The following is an 18,059-nucleotide window of genomic DNA, read 5'->3' as shown; positions in this document are numbered from 1 at the left end:
TTACGCGCTCAGCAGCTGCTGCATATCTTCTTCGACCGTGGTCACGGAACGAAGACCGAATTTCTCGTTTAGCACGGCCAGCAGGTCCGGCGTCAGGAAGCCTGGCGCCGTTGGGCCGGTCACGATATTGGTCACGCCCAAAGAGAGCAGGGTCAGCAGGATGACAATCGCCTTCTGCTCGAACCAGGAGAGTACCAGAGACAGCGGCAGGTCGTTCACGCCGCAGCCCAATTTTTCCGCCAGGGTGACCGCAAGAATAATGGCTGAATAGGCGTCGTTACACTGACCGGCATCCACCAGGCGCGGCAGCCCTTCAATGTTGCCAAAGTCCAGTTTGTTGAAGCGGTATTTCCCGCACGCCAGGGTCAGGATCAGGCAATCCTGCGGGACGCGGGTGGCGAAGTCGGTGAAATAATTACGTTCACCGCGCGCGCCGTCGCAGCCGCCAATCAGGAAGATGTGGCGCAGTTTTTCACGGCTGACGAGATCAATCAGGGAATCTGCGGCGCCGAGCAGAGTTTCGCGGCCAAAGCCCACGGTGATGAGATGCGGGATCTCGCTGTACGGGAAGCCTGCCATCTGCTGCGCCTGGGCAATAACCGGACCGAAATCGTCGCCTTCGAGGTGGCTTACGCCCGGCCAGCCGACGATGCTGCGAGTCCAGATGCGGTCGTCATAGGCGCCGACGGTCGGGTCGATGATGCAGTTAGAGGTCATCACGATAGGACCAGGGAAGCGGGCGAACTCAACCTGCTGGTTCTGCCAGCCGCTGCCGTAGTTCCCAACCAGGTGTTTGAATTTACGCAGTTCCGGGTAGCCGTGTGCGGGCAGCATTTCACCGTGGGTATACACGTTAACGCCGGTGCCTTCGGTTTGCTGCAGCAGGTTGTAGAGATCCTTCAGGTCATGGCCGGAGATCAGGATGCATTTGCCTTCAGTCGCTTTGACGTTGACCTGAGTCGGCGTTGGATGGCCGTAGGTGCTGGTTTCACCGGCATCCAAAATGCTCATCACGCGGAAGTTCATCTGGCCGATTTCCATTGAGCATTCAAGCAGCGCGTTCATATCGGCAGGCCAGGTTCCCAGCCACGCCATGATGTTGTGGTACTGCGCGTAGATGTCGTTGTCGTACTGACCCAGAACGTGGGCGTGCTCCATATACGCCGCGGCACCTTTCAGGCCGTACAGGCACAGCAGGCGCAAGCCGAGAATGTTCTCGCCAATCGCCGCTTTGTCTTTGTTCGGCGTGAACTCTGCCGCCTGACGCTGCAGGTCGCCCAGATCGTCGCTCACCAGCTGCAGCGCTGACATCGGGTTTTCAACGCGCGCGCTGGCATCGGCATTCAGGCACTGTGTTTTCAGCGCTTCGCGCAGGGCAATCGCTTCGCGGGCATAGCCGACGATGCGTGGGGAATCAAAATTGACGTTAGTCAGCGTGGAGAAAAATGCGCGCGGGGCAAAGCTGTCAACATAGTGGTCGACGATGCCGTACTCGCGGGCTTTGGATGCCCAGGCAGACAACCCCTGCAGGGCAGCGATCAGCAGGTCCTGCAGGTCTGACGTCTCAGCCGTTTTGCCGCACATGCCCTGCGCATAGGAGCAGCCATTGCCTGCTGGGGTACGGATAGTTTGTTCACATTGCACACAAAACATAATCACACCTGTTAAAGTTATATTTAATATACATGTTTAAGATTATGCTTGTGCCGAAAGGGAGAAAAGTCCTTTCTTCTACAAAGTCGAGGGATATTGATTTAGCGCAATTTTGGCGGCAGGGATCCTACCGCCAGAGGAGTATCAGGCAGAGAAAAACGCCATCAAAATGGGCACCAGCAGGCTCAGGATAAAACCGTGCACGATGGCAGCAGGCACCATCTCAAGACCGCCCGAACGTTGCAGAACCGGAAGGGTGAAGTCCATTGAGGTGGCTCCGCATAGCCCCAGTGCGGTCGAGCGGCTGCGGCGGACCAGACCCGGGATCAGCATGATGGCAATCAGCTCACGCGCCAGGTCGTTAAAGAAGGCGGCGCTGCCAATCACCGGTCCGAAAGATTCGGTCAGTAAAATACCGGAAAGGGAATACCAGCCAAAACCCGATGCCATCGCCAGCCCTGTTTTCAGCGGCAGGTCGAGAATAAAGGCGTTAATCACGCCCGCGACCAGGGAGCTGGCAACCACGATAACGGCAACGATCATTCCCCGACGATTAAGGACAATCTGTTTCAGCGTCATGCCGTTATTTCGCAGCTGGATACCAATCAGGAACAGCAGGAAGATCAGCGTATATTCACTGGCTTCTGTGGCGTGCTGTAAAAAAGCCCATCCGGTGAGCCCCAGCAGAAAACCGATGACCACCACGCCGCATAATTTTAACGATTCCAGCGCCATTGCAATTCGCGAAGGCAGTTTTTCCTGATGGTGATGATTTTTCCACGGAATAGTGCGTTCGAGCCAGAAAAGAGCGGCGATATTGCACAGCAAAATAACCACAACCGTGACGGCAGAATAATGAAGAATGGACAGTAAATTAGCGGCAAGATTATCCAGGAAGGCCAGGCTGATTCCCATGAAGAAAAGAATGACGTAGACAATCCAGCTCAGAAAACGATTGATCAGCCGTAATGCGGATTCACGATGCAGCGGGATGAGGTAGCCCACGATCAGGGGCAGCAGAATAATGAGAAGTCCTGAAAACATGAACAGCCGGTCCTTTTGAGTATTCGTTGAGCGCCAGAGACACTACCCAATAAAGGCTGACCAGTAAAGCAGCATTAAAAGCCGGGGGCGGTTACGCCACCCGGCACACGCTTAATTAATCGCGTTTTTCAAGCAGGGTGCGATACAGCACGCCGCCCAGAATACCACCGACGATGGGCATCACCCAGAACAGCCACAGCTGTTGAAGCGCCCAGCCGCCCTGGAAAATGGCAACGGCGGTACTCCTTGCCGGGTTAACGGAGGTGTTGGTGACCGGAATCGAGATCAGATGGATAAGCGTTAGCGCCAGACCAATGGCAATGGGGGCAAAGCCCGCAGGCGCGTGTTTGTCAGTCGCACCGTGGATCACCAGCAGGAAGCCTGCGGTCAGCACAATTTCAATGACGATGGCAGAGAGCATGGAGTAGCCACCCGGAGAGTGCTCACCAAAGCCGTTAGAGGCGAAGCCGCTGGCTGCCGCATCGAAGCCTGCTTTACCGCTGGCAATGACGTACAGAACAGCAGCAGCAATAATGCCGCCCACAACCTGGGCAACAATATAGCCAATAACGTCTTTAGCCGGGAAGCGGCCGCCGGCCCATAAGCCTAATGTGACTGCCGGGTTGAAATGCCCGCCGGAAATATGTCCCACGGCAAATGCCATGGTTAATACGGTTAAGCCGAATGCGAGTGCAACGCCGACAAAACCAATACCTAATTCCGGGAATGCTGCTGCCAGAACGGCACTACCGCAGCCGCCAAACACCAGCCAGAATGTACCGAAACATTCTGCCGCTAATTTTCTAAACATAACCACCTCAATAATAAACTTCTGCACGCTTTCCCGCGCGCAGGCTATATCGCCATAAAGGGATGACGACTCAAAGAGCCATTATTTTAAAAACTAACAACACCCCTTCGCCACTTAAATAAATTCGATAAATTTGATTTAAGGCAATGTGATGTTAATCCTTGTTCAAACCGGAGGTAAACAGAGCATAGTCCAATTTGCGGGCGATAGTATCTTGTGCAGCTAGCGTTATTTCAAATGATACGTCATGGGTAAATTCTGAATTTTTCGTGCTTACGCGAAGTAATCGAAACGGATTACAGTGTCCAGCCAAACATCCTCCCGCTATACTGCTGATAACTTAAAGGAAAAAGTGAACATTTTTCGGGGGATTTATGCTGCTCGAACGTGTGGAAATTGTCGGGTTTCGCGGTATCAACCGTCTGTCGCTACAGCTGGAGCAGAACAACGTCCTGATAGGGGAGAATGCCTGGGGCAAGTCCAGTTTGCTGGATGCACTCACGTTACTCCTTTCGCCCGAAGACGAATTGTATCACTTCGTGCATGACGATTTCTGGTTCCCACCTGGCGACGTCACGGGCCGCGAAAAGCATCTGCATATTATTCTGACCTTCCGCGAATCTGAACCTGGCCGCCACCGCGTGCGCCGCTTCCGGCCGATGTCGTCGTGTTGGGTCCCCTGTGACGATGATTATCGCCGCATTTTTTATCGTCTCGAAGGCGAGATGACTGAAAATGAAGGCGTATTAACCCTCCGTGAGTTCCTTGATGAAAAGGGAAACCCCATCGCGCTGGATAATATTGACGATCTGGCCCGCCACCTCATCCGCCTCACCCCGGTCTTACGCTTGCGCGATGCGCGTTTTATGCGGCGTATCCGCAACGGTACCGTACCGAATATGCCGGACGTGGAAGTGACCGCGCGCGAGCTGGATTTCCTCGCGCGTGAGCTGGTGTCGCGTCCGCAGAACCTGACCGATGGCCAAATTCGTCAGGGGTTATCCGCGATGGTACAGCTGCTGGAACATTATTTTTCCGAGCAGGGAACGTCCCAGTCCCGTCACCGCCTTATGCGCCGTCGCTCGCACGATGAACAGCGAAGCTGGCGCTATCTGGATATCATTAACCGGATGATCGACAGGCCTGGCGGCCGTACGCATCGGGTCATCCTGCTGGGGCTGTTTTCAACGCTGCTGCAGGCCAAAGGGACGGTTCGCCTGGATCGCGACGCGCGCCCGATTTTGCTGGTGGAAGACCCGGAAACGCGGCTACACCCGATTATGCTCTCCGTTGCGTGGCATCTGCTCAATCTCCTGCCGCTCCAGCGCATCACCACCACCAATTCAGGTGAGCTCTTATCGCTCACGCCGGTAGAGTATGTCTGCCGTCTGGTGCGTGAATCCTCGCGCGTCTCTGCATTTCGTCTTGGCCCCGGCGGGCTGAGCGCGGAAGACGGGCGCCGTATCGCGTTTCATATCCGCTTTAACCGCGCCTCGTCGCTGTTTGCGCGCTGTTGGTTATTGGTAGAGGGAGAAACAGAAACCTGGGTTATCAACGAGCTGGCGCGTCAGTGCGGCCACCATTTTGATGCGGAAGGCATTAAGGTCATCGAATTTGCGCAGTCCGGACTAAAACCGCTGATCAAATTTGCCCGCAGGATGGGCATTGAATGGCACGTGCTGGTGGACGGTGATGAGGCGGGTAAGAAGTATGCCGCCACGGTGCGGAGCCTGCTGAATAATGAGCGAGAAGAAGAGCGTGACCATTTAACCATGCTGCCCGCGATGGACATGGAACATTTTATGTACCGTCAGGGATTTGATGATGTTTTCCACCGCGTGGCGATGATACCGGCAGACGTACCGATGAACATGAGGCGCGTGATCGCCAAAGCAATTCATCGTTCGTCTAAGCCCGACCTGGCGATTGAAGTGGCGACGGAGGCGGGAAGGCGGGGCGTGGAATCCGTGCCCGCTTTACTGCGCAAGATGTTTTCACGCGTGCTGTGGCTGGCACGCGGGAAGGCAGATTAACGACGGGTGACCTGAACGATTTGTTCCATCAGGCTATCCAGCAGCGCATAGCGGCGTCGGTATTCAGCGCGCTTTTTACTCGCAATCTCTTCCATCGGCTTGCGCGGCATGACAAGCGGTAGCATGAAGTTACCGTTGTCCTGTTTCTTGCCGCCAATGGAGAGCCAGAAACTGTCGTAATCGGCCAGCAGTTTTCCCTCTTTTTTCTTACGATAACGCCAACTGCGGTAAACATGGGTGGCGTTGCTCACCGCGACAATTTGCTCCACCGGGAACGCAACGCCCAGCGCCATGGCGGCTTCAACAAGAAGACGTTTCGGGAACAGGCCATGACATGCTTTGGTTGCGCCCTGGATCAGCTCATGCGGGATATGCGCTTTTGCACCCTGCAAGCCGCCGACGAACAGCGTCTTTTTTCCGTTGAACGGGCACAGCGTAAACGTCATTTCCGCCAGCACCGTGTTCTGCTCGTCGCAGAAGGTGAGGGTAGCTTCCCCTTCTTTGTCCATGAACGCATCTGCACACAGGCGGATGGTAAACTGCTGTTCGTCTTTGCCGGTGAGGGTTAACAGCGGCATACCCGGCTGTGAAAGATAGCCGTTGAGCAACGCAGCCGGCAGCTGACGGCTCATTGTCTGGTAGTGGCACGCCAGCGAGCCCAGCACGTTCTGACGGTTCATATTCACCGTCAACCACGGACGGTGCAGGCGGCACGGCAGGCCGGGCTGGACACGCAGTATTTGCATCAGGCGAGGCTGCTTTGCCAGGATTGAAAGCAGGCGCGCGGTGTTAAACGGCGTCGCCAGCGAACGAAGCACAAATTTTCGTCGATACGCGGGGTTTTGCCATGCCAGCCCCGGCGTGATGGCACCGGATGCCAGGCTTTTAAAAAGCTGCCAGCCAGATTTTGGCTGAGCCTGTGTGGAATAAGGTGTATCGACGATGGAAGACATGTTAGATCCTGCTCCTTGTGGAAGAACGTTATTTCAGCAGGCGCTTTGTCAACGTTGTGTAAACAAATCTGGGCATTGACAGAAATCAGGGGTTTCGTTGAGGAGTGGTTTAGATAGAATCAACGGTGATGATAGCCAGAACAATTATTTGGAATATTTATGAACCTTAAGGGAAAACGCAGAAAGCTGTTTCTGCTGCTGGCGATAGTGGTTTTAGTGGGCGGTTACTGGTTATGGCAGGTGCTGAACGCACCTGTTCCCCAGTATCAAACGCTGATCGTTCGCCCGGGAGAACTGCAGCAAAACGTGCTGGCGACAGGCAAACTGGATGCGCTACGCAAGGTGGACGTGGGCGCGCAGGTGAGCGGCCAGCTGAAAACGCTGTCCGTTGAGATTGGCGACAAGGTTAAAAAAGGTCAGCTGCTGGGCGTTATCGATCCTGAGCAGGCTGAAAACCAGATCCGCGAAGTGGAAGCGACGCTGATGGAACTCCGTGCGCAGCGCAGCCAGGCGATGGCGGAGCGTAATCTTGCGCAGGTGACGTTAACCCGCCAGCAGGCGCTGGCCAAAACGCAGGCTATCTCGAAACAGGATCTGGATACCGCCGCCACCGAGCTGGCGGTTAAACAGGCGCAGATCGGCACTATCGACGCGCAGATCAAGCGTAATCAGGCCTCTCTGGATACGGCAAAAACTAACCTCGACTACACGAAAATCGTGGCGCCGATGGCCGGGGAAGTCACCCAGATCACCACGCTGCAGGGCCAAACGGTGATTGCCGCCCAGCAGGCACCCAACATTTTGACGCTGGCGGACATGAGCACCATGCTGGTTAAAGCGCAGGTCTCAGAGGCGGATGTGATCCATCTTAAGCCCGGGCAAAATGCCTGGTTTACGGTTTTGGGCGATCCGCAAACCCGTTATGAAGGCGTATTGAAAGATATTTTGCCGACGCCGGAAAAAGTGAACGATGCCATCTTTTACTATGCCCGCTTTGAAGTGCCTAACCCGCAGGGCGTTTTGCGTCTGGATATGACGGCACAGGTGCATATTCAGCTGACCGGCGTGAAAAACGTGCTGACCATCCCGCTCTCAGCGCTGGGAGAATCCGCCGGAGACAGCCGCTATAAGGTGAAGGTGCTGCGCAACGGTGAAACGCGCGAACGTGAAGTGGTGATTGGTGAGCGTAACGACACTGACGTGGTCGTGGTGAAAGGGCTGGAAGAGGGTGAGGAGGTTATCACCAGCGAAAGCCTGCCCGGAGCCACCAAATGACAGCGCTGCTTGAGCTGAATGATATCCGTCGCAGCTATCCGTCGGGCGACGGTCCGGTAGAGGTGCTGAAGGGCATCTCTCTGCGCGTTGAGGCGGGCGAGATGGTGGCGATTGTCGGGGCATCGGGTTCCGGTAAATCGACGCTGATGAACATTCTGGGCTGTCTGGATAAACCCACCAGCGGCACCTACCGCGTGGCGGGAACGGATATTTCCACGCTTGACGGTGACGCGCTGGCGAAACTGCGCAGGGAGCACTTTGGATTTATCTTCCAGCGTTATCATCTGCTCTCCCATTTGAGCGCGGCGCAAAACGTTGAAGTGCCAGCGGTTTATGCGGGCGTGGAGCGTAAAAAGCGCCTGGAACGCGCGAAGGCGCTGTTAACGCGCCTCGGGCTGGCGGAGCGGGTAGATTATCAGCCATCGCAGCTTTCCGGCGGTCAGCAGCAGCGCGTGAGTATTGCGCGTGCCTTGATGAACGGCGGCCAGGTGATCCTCGCGGATGAGCCGACCGGTGCGCTCGACAGCCATTCGGGTGAAGAGGTGATGGCGATCCTCCATCAGCTGCGCGATCAGGGACACACGGTGATCATCGTGACCCACGACCCACAGGTGGCGGCACAGGCCGAGCGGATCGTCGAGATCCATGACGGTGAGCTGATTAGCAATCCGCCGCCGCGTCAGTCGAGGGCCGCCGCACCGAAGGAGGCTTTGCCCGCCTCCACCGGATGGGGGCAATTCTCTAGTGGTTTTCGCGAAGCGCTTGCCATGGCCTGGCTGGCGATGGCGGCTAACAAAATGCGCACCCTGTTGACGATGCTTGGCATCATCATTGGTATCGCCTCGGTCGTATCGATTGTGGTGGTGGGCGACGCCGCTAAACAACTGGTGCTGGCGGATATTCGCGCCATTGGCACCAACACGATTGACGTCTATCCCGGCAAGGACTTTGGCGATGACGAGCCGCAGTTTCAGCAGGCGCTAAAATACGATGACCTGGCGGCTATCCAGAGACAGCCATGGGTGAACTCGGCCACGCCTGCGGTCTCGCAAAACCTGCGACTGCGTTATGGCAACATTGACGTGGCAGCCAGCGCTAACGGCGTCAGCGGCGATTACTTTAACGTCTACGGCATGACCTTCAGCGAGGGGGCGACCTTTAACGCCGAACAGCTGGCGGGCAGGGCGCAGGTGGTGGTGCTGGATGCTAACTCCCGCAGGCAGCTCTTCCCAAATAAAACTCACGTGGTGGGCGAAGTGATCCTCGTAGGGAACATGCCCGCGACGGTGATTGGCGTAGCGGAAGAGAAACAGTCGATGTTTGGCAGCAGCAAGATCCTGCGCGTCTGGCTACCGTATACCACCATCTCCGGGCGCATTATGGGGCAGTCGTGGCTTAACTCTATCACCGTGCGCGTGAAAGAGGGCTATGACAGCGCGCTTGCCGAGCAGCAGCTCGAGCGGCTGTTAACCCTGCGCCATGGGAAGAAGGATTTCTTCACCTGGAACATGGACGGTCTCTTGAAAACGGCGGAAAAGACCACACGTACTCTTCAGATGTTCCTGACGCTGGTGGCGGTCATTTCATTAGTCGTCGGCGGGATCGGGGTGATGAATATCATGCTGGTATCGGTCACCGAGCGGACGCGAGAAATTGGTATCCGCATGGCGGTGGGTGCCCGGGCCAGCGATGTATTGCAGCAGTTTTTGATTGAAGCGGTGCTGGTGTGTCTGGTGGGCGGCGCGATGGGTATTGCGCTGTCGATGATGATCGCGTTTGCGCTACAGCTCTTTTTACCCGGCTGGGAAATTGGCTTTTCGCCGGTGGCGATCCTTACCGCATTTTTATGCTCAACCTTTACCGGCATCTTGTTTGGCTGGCTCCCGGCACGCAATGCTGCACGGTTGGATCCGGTAGATGCCTTGGCCCGAGAATAGCCTGGAAATAAAAATGCCAGCCGATCGGGCTGGCATTTTATCTGCGGGGTGTACACAATGAATCAGAGAGCTAGGCAACCGCTTCTGCTTCAACAGGTACGATAAGACTGGCGTGATTGCCTTTTGGCCCCTGGTGTACATCGAACCGGACGGATTGCCCGGCTTTGAGCGTCCTGTAACCATCCATCTGAATGGTGGAATAGTGAGCGAAGATATCCTCGCCGCCGCCTTCAGGGCAGATGAAACCGAACCCTTTGGCGTTGTTGAACCACTTAACAGTACCCATTTCCATGCTTCGACATCCTTCGTAAATCTTATAAATTAAGATGGAATGAACCGGTGGTGGAGTGGGGGCTGTTCAAAACCTCGCCAACTCACGCTTGTACAATTTAGATAAACGAAAGAAGCCGTCAAGCGTTTGGCGCTGGAGTTGGGACAATAATCAACCAAAATTTGAGGCAGTTAACGCTATTGCAACAGTTTGTGACAGACATCGCGGATGACAGTAATAGATGATTGTTATCTAACATCTGAGGTAGATTCAAAGTGGTTATGCAAAATGGGTAAGACCAATGACTGGCTGGATTTTGACCAGCTGGCGGAAGATAAAGTGCGTGACGCGCTAAAACCGCCATCTATGTATAAAGTTATGTTAATGAACGATGATTACACGCCGATGGAATTTGTTATTGACGTGCTACAAAAGTTCTTTTCTTATGATGTAGAACGTGCAACGCAACTGATGCTTACCGTTCATTATCGAGGCAAAGCGATTTGCGGCATCTTTACCGCTGAAGTCGCGGAGACCAAAGTGGCGATGGTGAACGACTATGCAAGGGAGAACGAGCATCCGTTGCTGTGTACGCTGGAAAAGGCCTGATAAGGCATAAAATTGGGGGAGGTGCCTATGCTCAATCAAGAACTGGAACTCAGTTTAAACATGGCTTTCGCCAGAGCGCGTGAGCACCGACATGAGTTTATGACCGTCGAGCACTTATTGCTCGCACTGCTTAGCAACCCATCTGCCCGCGAAGCGCTGGAAGCATGCTCCGTGGATCTGGTGGCGCTACGTCAGGAACTCGAAGCCTTCATCGAACAAACTACGCCGGTGCTGCCAGCCAGCGAAGAAGAGCGCGACACGCAGCCGACGCTTAGCTTCCAGCGCGTGTTGCAGCGTGCGGTATTCCACGTCCAGTCTTCCGGACGTAGCGAAGTGACGGGCGCAAACGTCTTAGTTGCTATCTTCAGCGAGCAGGAGTCACAGGCTGCCTATCTGCTGCGCAAACACGAAGTCAGCCGACTCGACGTGGTGAACTTTATCTCTCATGGAACGCGCAAAGACGAGCCTAATCAGGCATCGGATTCCAGCAATCAGGTCAATAACAATGAAGAGCAAGCAGGCGGGGAGGATCGTATGGAAAACTTCACCACCAACCTTAATCAGCTTGCTCGCGTTGGCGGTATCGACCCGCTGATTGGCCGCGATAAAGAGCTGGAACGCGCGATCCAGGTGCTGTGTCGTCGCCGTAAGAACAACCCGCTGCTGGTGGGGGAATCAGGCGTGGGTAAAACGGCGATTGCCGAAGGTCTTGCCTGGCGTATTGTGCAGGGCGACGTGCCGGAAGTGATTGCCGATTGCACCATTTACTCGCTGGATATCGGCTCTCTGCTGGCGGGCACCAAGTATCGCGGTGATTTTGAAAAACGCTTCAAGGCGCTGTTAAAACAGCTGGAGCAGGACACCAACAGCATTCTGTTCATTGATGAAATCCATACCATCATCGGAGCAGGTGCGGCCTCTGGTGGCCAGGTGGATGCTGCTAACCTGATCAAACCGCTGCTCTCCAGCGGTAAGATCCGCGTGATTGGCTCCACGACCTACCAGGAGTTTAGCAACATTTTCGAGAAGGACCGCGCGCTGGCGCGTCGCTTCCAGAAAATCGACGTGACCGAGCCGTCCGTCGAGGAAACGGTGCAGATCATCAACGGCCTGAAACCGAAGTACGAAGCGCACCACGACGTGCGTTATACCGCGAAAGCGGTACGTGCCGCGGTGGAGCTGGCGGTGAAATACATCAACGACCGTCATTTGCCGGATAAGGCAATCGACGTCATCGATGAAGCAGGCGCGCGCGCGCGCCTGATGCCTGTCAGCAAGCGCAAGAAAACCGTTAACGTGGCGGATATTGAGTCTGTGGTAGCACGCATCGCGCGTATCCCTGAGAAGAGCGTGTCTCAGAGCGACCGTGACACGCTGCGTACCTTGGGCAATCGCCTGAAAATGCTGGTGTTTGGTCAGGATAAAGCCATTGAGGCCTTAACCGAAGCGATCAAGATGGCCCGTGCCGGACTGGGGCATGACCACAAGCCTGTCGGTTCTTTCCTGTTCGCTGGCCCAACCGGTGTCGGGAAAACCGAGGTGACGGTTCAGCTTTCCAAAGCGCTGGGCATCGAGCTGCTGCGCTTTGATATGTCCGAGTATATGGAGCCTCACACCGTTAGTCGACTGATTGGTGCGCCTCCGGGATACGTGGGCTTTGACCAGGGCGGCCTGCTTACTGACGCGGTGATCAAGCATCCGCATGCTGTACTGCTGCTTGATGAAATCGAGAAAGCGCATCCCGACGTGTTCAACATCCTGCTGCAGGTGATGGACAACGGGACGCTGACCGACAACAACGGGCGCAAGGCGGACTTCCGCAACGTGGTGCTGGTGATGACGACTAACGCCGGCGTACGTGAAACCGAGCGTAAATCCATCGGCCTGATCCACCAGGATAACAGCACCGATGCGATGGAAGAGATCAAGAAGATCTTTACGCCAGAGTTCCGTAACCGTCTGGACAACATTATCTGGTTCGATCACCTGTCAACCGAGGTAATCCATCAGGTAGTGGATAAGTTTATCGTCGAGCTGCAGGTTCAGTTGGACCAGAAAGGGGTGTCGCTGGAAGTGAGTCAGGAGGCCCGAAACTGGCTGGCTGAGAAAGGCTACGACCGTGCGATGGGGGCACGTCCGATGACGCGTGTGATTCAGGATAACCTCAAGAAACCGCTGGCGAACGAGCTGCTGTTTGGCTCGCTGGTGGATGGCGGTCAGGTGACGGTGGCGTTGGATCAGGCGAAGAACGAGCTTACGTACGATTTCCAGAGTGCGGCGAAGCATAAGCCGGAAGCGGCTCACTGATTTCGGATATGAGGCTTAAAAACCGGGCGAATGCCCGGTTTTTTTATACCTGCAACATCAGGTATCAGGACTGGCGTTCTGAATGTGTGTTCATGAAGGGGGTATTTATGATTCACGAAAGTCACTTTTCTCGTCTCTATACCGAACGCTCCCTCAGCGCCGAACTTTAAACGCTGAAGCTGTCTGGGGAGCATACCCGGCCCGGACGACAATACATCTTCATGCTGCGCAACATTGGGTCCAGTAAATAAAAAAGGCCGGGATTACCCGACCTTTTAAATATTCATCTGCCATTACAGGCGAAAACAATTAGCGACTACGGAAGACAATGCGGCCTTTGCTCAGGTCGTACGGGGTCAGTTCAACAGTCACTTTGTCGCCCGTTAAAATGCGGATATAGTTTTTGCGCATTTTACCGGAGATGTGCGCAGTTACCACGTGACCGTTTTCCAGCTCTACGCGAAACATGGTATTAGGCAACGTATCAAGTACGGTACCCTGCATTTCAATATTGTCTTCTTTGGCCATCTAATCCTCTGGGGTATCACTACCAAGTTTTGAACCGGCAAGATAATGCCGAAATTCATCAATTAAGTAAAGAATTGCGCGATTAAAACGCAGCAAAACAGTTTCAGCGCATTGCCCAAGCGTCACGGTACAACCGAACAGGAAGCGCATTCGTAAAGGGGAGACGACAGGATAAACGTCAGGACGTTATCTGAAGCGAGGGTCCCAAACGGCGGCGGGGCAACAGGCAGAAGCTATTCTGCGGCATAATTATAACACCCTCATAAAAAATATGCGGAAAACATTTATGCATTGGGTATAAAGAGGGTTCTTGGTACCCAGAAGTCGCGGGGGAGCTTCTCCTGGCGGCAGTCATCAAGGTGCTCAATGTAGTGACGGCGGGAGATTTCAACCACTCCGAGCGAGGCGGTATGCTCGTTAAGAACCTGGCAGTCCATCAACTGTCCGCCACGCTGGGCAAATTCCTGGCAGAACACCAGCAATGCCGTTTTTGAGGCGTTAATCGCCCGGGAGAACATCGACTCGCCGCAAAACAGTGTGCCTTGTGCCACGCCGTACATGCCGCCCACGAGATCCCCGTTATTCCATACCTCAATTGAATGCGCGTAGCCCAATTCATGGAGCTGATGGTAAGCGGTAATGATGTCGCGGGTGATCCACGTCCCTTCATGACGGTCTTCGGCGCAACCCTCAATAACTCGACCGAAGGCGTGATTTAATGTGACACGGTAGGAAGATTTTGCATGAAACCGCTTCATGCTGCGGCTCAGGTGAAACTGCGCCGGCCAAAGTACGGCACGGGGATCGGGCGACCACCATAAAATCGGGTCGCCGGGAGAAAACCATGGAAAGATCCCACGCTGGTAGGCCATTAATAGCCGGGCAGGGCTGAGATCGCCGCCAAGTGCCAGCAACCCGTTGGGCTCACGGAGCGCCCCCTCTGGCGAAGGGAACGCAATATTATGACGAGAAAGCTGGACCAGGCGCATGACAGCAGAACTCCAATACGCGACGAGTGAGGATCGGTTCAAATATAGTCTACAGACGCTGTTTAAACTGGTAGTAGCGACCCTGTTTCGCCAACAGTTCTGTGTGACTACCTTGCTCAATAATATGCCCGTTGTCCATCACAATTATCCGATCGAAACTCGCCAGACCACGCAGGCGGTGTGTCACCATCAGTACCGTTTTGCCGGTCATCACATTAGCCAGTAAATCAAGGATTTGACTTTCCGTCGTCGCGTCCAGCCCTTCGGTTGGTTCATCGAGCAGCATGAGCGGGGCGTCGTGCAACAGTGCGCGCGCAATCGCCAGACGACGCAGTTCACCACCGGACAGCTGACGACCGCCTTCACCCAGCCAGCTGTTTAGCCCTTCATCCTCAAGCAGCTTATGCAATCCGACCTGTTCCAGCATGGCTTTAAGCGTTTCGTCGGAGGCCTCCGGCGCGGCCAGTAACAGATTATCGCGCAGCGTTGCGCTGAAGAGATGCACGCGCTGCGATGCCACGCTAACCGTCTGGCGCAAAGCCTGCTCGCTGAAGTCGGTCAACGGCACGTCGTTAAAGCAAATTTGGCCACGTTGGGGATCCCAGGCGCGGGTCAGCAGCTGCAACAGTGTTGATTTACCGCAGCCTGTCCGCCCGAGGATTGCGATACGCTGGCCTGCGCTAACCGTGAGGTTGATATTCTCCAGCGCGTTCTGCGCCTGATTGTCGTAGGCGAACGAGACGTCATTCAGCGATAGCGAAACCTGTACGGGAACAGCTGTCTGCGCAGCCGCAAACTTCACTGCGGGCTCCTGCTCGGCAATCTCTGTGATACGCAGGGCAGAGGCAATAACTTGCCCGAGGTGCTGGAAGGCGCCTGTGACCGGTGCCAGCGCTTCAAAGGCTGCCAGCGCACAGAAGACGAAAAGGGCAATCAATGGGCCAGGCTGCGCGCTATTTCCTACGCCACCAGACGCCATCCACAGCATCGCGATGACCGCGAAACCGCCAATCAACATCATCAACGCCTGCGAGAACGCGGTCAATTCGGACTGACGCCGCTGGGCTTCATGCCAGTTTAACTCCGTGCTCTCCATGCGCGCGCGATAACGCTTGCTGGCCCCAAAAATCGTTAATTCTGCTTGTCCCTGAAGCCAGGAAGTCAGCTGCTGTCGATATTCACCGCGCAGACGCGTCAGATTTTCTCCTGTGGATTTACCGGCACGGTAAAACAGCGGCGGCAGAATAAGCAGCGTCAGCAACATGATGCCGCCGAGGGTCAATGCGATAGGCACGTCAAGCACGCAAAGCCCCAGCGTGACCACCACGATCACCACAAACGCGCCGACGATGGGGGAAATGACGCGTAAATAGAGGTGATCGAGGGTATCGACATCCGCCACAACGCGGTTGAGCAATTCGCCCTGACGAAAACGTGCCAAACCGGCAGGGGAGAGGGGCAGCAATTTGCTGAAGGTATAAATACGCAGATGCTGCAGGACGCGGAACGTTGCATCATGGCTGACCAGCCGCTCGAAATAACGCCCGGCAGTGCGGGTGATGGCAGTGCCGCGCACGCCCGCAGCCGGAAGCATGTAGTTAAAGCTGTACAGCCCGGCAAAACCCGCGACGGCCGAGGCCGATAAGAACCAACCCGAAAGCGTCAGCAGGCCAATGCTGGCAAGCAGAGTCACAATTGCCAGCACAATCCCCAGCATCAGCATCCATTTGTGGCGTTTATAGAGCGCCAGGTAAGGCAACAGGGCGCGCATCAGATATCCTCCTGACGATTTGCCAGCAGAGTGGCAAAGGGCCCCTGCGCGGCAACGAGAGAGGCGTAATCGCCTTGCTCAACAATATGACCGTTTTCCATTACCCAGATCCGATCCCAGTCAGCAATACCTTCAAGCTGATGGGTGACCATCAAGGTCGTTTGCTGGCGTGACGCCTCGTTAAGGGCATGCATTACGCGCTGCTCGCTGTGTGCGTCAAGGCTGGCAGCTGGCTCGTCGAGCAGCATAAGCTGGCACTGATTTAACAGGGCGCGGGCAACAGCCACACGCTGTGCCTGACCGACGGACAACCCGGCTGACTGGTCTCCTACAACGGTATCCACACCCTGAGGCAGCAGCGGCAGAAATTCGCTGACCCAGGCGCGTTCGAGAACGGTATGAAGTTCATTCTCGCGCGCGTCTGGCCGCGCCAGCAGGACGTTTTCACGCAGCGTGGCGGCAGGAAGCTGGGGATTTTGTCCCACCCAACTGAGCTGTTTTCGCCATGCATCCGGATCGAGATCGCGCAGCTCCGTCTTATTGATTCGCAGCGAACCGGTATAGGCCATAAAGCCGGAGAGTGCATTCAGCAGCGAACTTTTCCCTGAACCGCTGGTACCCACAAGCACCACACGTTGCCCTGCTGGCAGCATAAAGTTCAGCGGGCCTGCCAGGACCTTGCCTTCTGGCGACAGGATTGAAAAATCACGTGCTTCGATCGTCACCGGGTCTTTGGCATTTAGCGTAACGTCACCACGCTCCGGATGCGCCAGCGGCGTTTCCATGAAGGTTTTCAGGCTATCCGCTGCTCCAACGGCCTGCGCTTTGGCATGATAAAAAGTACCAAGATCGCGAAGCGGTTGGAAAAATTCGGGGGCAAGGATCAGCGCCAGGAAGCCGGCTGAAAGGGTTACCGCCGTACCGTAGTGGCCAAAATCCAGTGCGCCAAGATATGAGAAGCCGAAGTAGACCGCCACCAGGGCAATTGAAAGAGAGGTAAAGAACTCAAGTACGCCAGAAGACAGGAACGCCAGCCGTAAAACTTCCATCGTGCGCTGACGGAAATCCTGAGACGCCCGACGGATGTTTTCGGTTTCCGCTTCGCCGCGGCCAAAAATACGCAGGGTTTCCATGCCGCGCAGGCGGTCAAGAAAATGTCCGCTCAAACGACCCAGGGCCAGGAAGTTACGGCGGTTAGCATCTGCAGCGCCCATGCCCACCATCGCCATAAACAGCGGAATCAGCGGGGCGGTACCCAGCAAAATCAGCGCGGCTACCCAGTTGATTGGGAAAATGGTGATGACAATCAGCAGCGGGACGAAGACGGCCAGCGCCATCTGTGGAAGATAGCGGGCATAATAGTCGTGCATATCGTCAATCTGCTCAAGGATCAGCGTCGCCCAGCTTCCGGCTGGTTTACCCTGGATCCATGCTGGTCCTGCGTCCTGAAGGCGATCGAGCACCTGTCGACGGATCTCGTAGCGAATATGTTGCCCCGCGTGGAAACCAACGCGCTCGCGAAGCCACACGACCCAGGCGCGCAGGATAAAGATCAGAACCAAAACGACAAAAGGCAGCAGCAGCGCTTCTCGCGGTATGTTCTCCATGATCATATGATTAAGAATGCGGGCCAGCAGCCATGCCTGGGCAACAATCAACAGACCACTGACAAGTCCCAGAAGGCGGGAAATCATGAGCCAGCGGCGGGATATAACGCTTTGCTGTTTCAGCCAGCGTGTTAACTCTTGTTGACGGGTTTTTTCCATTGCGTACTTTGCAGGTGACGTTATAAGAAATTAGACAACTGCATGTTACACGCGGGAAAAAATAAAGGCGACCAATGGCCGCCTTTATTTACGTTTGTTACTGACTTGTAAA

At 55.2% G+C, this 18,059-nt stretch carries 14 protein-coding genes; 5 read left to right on the top strand and 9 right to left on the bottom strand.

Annotated features, from left to right (window positions below; all coding sequences use genetic code 11):
* The 3 genes from hcp to aqpZ form a co-directional block, all read right to left on the bottom strand.
* A complete protein-coding gene (gene hcp / locus V5P19_RS09335; RefSeq protein ID WP_334402406.1) occupies positions 1-1,653 on the bottom strand; it encodes a hydroxylamine reductase in 1,653 nt (550 codons plus the stop codon).
* A gap of 144 nt (positions 1,654-1,797) precedes the next feature.
* Positions 1,798-2,697, bottom strand: a complete 900-nt coding sequence (locus tag V5P19_RS09330; protein WP_334402404.1) for a lysine exporter LysO family protein — start codon at positions 2,695-2,697, stop codon at positions 1,798-1,800.
* A 115-nt stretch (positions 2,698-2,812) separates the two neighbouring features.
* Positions 2,813-3,508, bottom strand: coding sequence for an aquaporin Z (gene aqpZ, locus V5P19_RS09325; protein ID WP_334402402.1), 696 nt, complete (start codon positions 3,506-3,508; stop codon positions 2,813-2,815).
* Between the two features lie 374 nt (positions 3,509-3,882).
* Between aqpZ and V5P19_RS09320 the strand changes: the two genes are divergently transcribed.
* Positions 3,883-5,541, top strand: a complete 1,659-nt coding sequence (locus tag V5P19_RS09320; RefSeq protein ID WP_334402400.1) for an ATP-dependent endonuclease — start codon at positions 3,883-3,885, stop codon at positions 5,539-5,541.
* Here the strand turns inward: V5P19_RS09320 and V5P19_RS09315 are convergent.
* On the bottom strand, positions 5,538-6,494 hold the full coding sequence (locus tag V5P19_RS09315) for a VirK/YbjX family protein (RefSeq protein WP_334402398.1): 957 nt from the start codon (positions 6,492-6,494) through the stop codon (positions 5,538-5,540). The genes V5P19_RS09320 and V5P19_RS09315 overlap by 4 nt on opposite strands.
* Positions 6,495-6,653: 159 nt before the next feature.
* On the opposite strand from V5P19_RS09315, the gene macA reads away from it, so the two are divergent.
* Both macA and macB read left to right on the top strand, forming a co-directional pair.
* On the top strand, positions 6,654-7,769 hold the full coding sequence (macA, locus tag V5P19_RS09310; protein WP_334402395.1) for a macrolide transporter subunit MacA: 1,116 nt from the start codon (positions 6,654-6,656) through the stop codon (positions 7,767-7,769).
* Positions 7,766-9,706 carry a macrolide ABC transporter ATP-binding protein/permease MacB gene (gene macB, locus V5P19_RS09305; RefSeq protein ID WP_334402393.1) on the top strand — a complete coding sequence of 647 codons (1,941 nt, stop codon included), beginning with the start codon at positions 7,766-7,768 and terminating at the stop codon, positions 9,704-9,706. The genes macA and macB overlap by 4 nt, the downstream gene beginning before the upstream one ends.
* Positions 9,707-9,776: 70 nt before the next feature.
* Here the strand turns inward: macB and cspD are convergent, their stop codons facing one another.
* Positions 9,777-9,998: a cold shock-like protein CspD gene (gene cspD, locus V5P19_RS09300; RefSeq protein ID WP_006174390.1), complete on the bottom strand. Its 222-nt coding sequence runs from the start codon at positions 9,996-9,998 to the stop codon at positions 9,777-9,779.
* A 267-nt stretch (positions 9,999-10,265) separates the two neighbouring features.
* Here cspD and clpS point away from each other — a divergent pair, with 267 nt between their 5' ends.
* Positions 10,266-10,586: an ATP-dependent Clp protease adapter ClpS gene (gene clpS / locus V5P19_RS09295; RefSeq protein ID WP_006174393.1), complete on the top strand. Its 321-nt coding sequence runs from the start codon at positions 10,266-10,268 to the stop codon at positions 10,584-10,586.
* A 27-nt stretch (positions 10,587-10,613) separates the two neighbouring features.
* Positions 10,614-12,893, top strand: a complete 2,280-nt coding sequence (gene clpA, locus V5P19_RS09290) for an ATP-dependent Clp protease ATP-binding subunit ClpA (RefSeq protein WP_334402391.1) — start codon at positions 10,614-10,616, stop codon at positions 12,891-12,893.
* Positions 12,894-13,202: 309 nt separating this feature from the next.
* Here clpA and infA read toward each other — a convergent pair whose 3' ends face one another.
* The 4 genes from infA to cydD all read right to left on the bottom strand — a co-directional run bounded on the left by infA (position 13,203) and on the right by cydD (position 17,947).
* Positions 13,203-13,421 carry a translation initiation factor IF-1 gene (infA, locus tag V5P19_RS09285; RefSeq protein WP_002211347.1) on the bottom strand — a complete coding sequence of 73 codons (219 nt, stop codon included), beginning with the start codon at positions 13,419-13,421 and terminating at the stop codon, positions 13,203-13,205.
* 284 nt (positions 13,422-13,705) lie between these two features.
* The gene (gene aat, locus V5P19_RS09280) at positions 13,706-14,410 is read right to left on the bottom strand and encodes a leucyl/phenylalanyl-tRNA--protein transferase (protein ID WP_334402389.1); all 705 of its coding nucleotides are present in this window, start codon (positions 14,408-14,410) and stop codon (positions 13,706-13,708) included.
* 49 nt (positions 14,411-14,459) lie between these two features.
* Positions 14,460-16,181, bottom strand: coding sequence for a cysteine/glutathione ABC transporter ATP-binding protein/permease CydC (cydC, locus tag V5P19_RS09275; protein ID WP_334402387.1), 1,722 nt, complete (start codon positions 16,179-16,181; stop codon positions 14,460-14,462).
* The gene (cydD, locus tag V5P19_RS09270; RefSeq protein ID WP_334402385.1) at positions 16,181-17,947 is read right to left on the bottom strand and encodes a cysteine/glutathione ABC transporter permease/ATP-binding protein CydD; all 1,767 of its coding nucleotides are present in this window, start codon (positions 17,945-17,947) and stop codon (positions 16,181-16,183) included. Before cydD ends, cydC begins: the two co-directional genes overlap by 1 nt.
* Between the last annotated feature and the right edge of the window lie 112 nt (positions 17,948-18,059).

The organism is Enterobacter sp. UNJFSC 003 (genome assembly GCF_036903355.1).
Lineage (GTDB): Bacteria > Pseudomonadota > Gammaproteobacteria > Enterobacterales > Enterobacteriaceae > Enterobacter.
The sequence above is the reverse complement of the archived record's forward strand: the minus strand, read 5'-3'. Positions and strand labels throughout refer to the sequence as shown.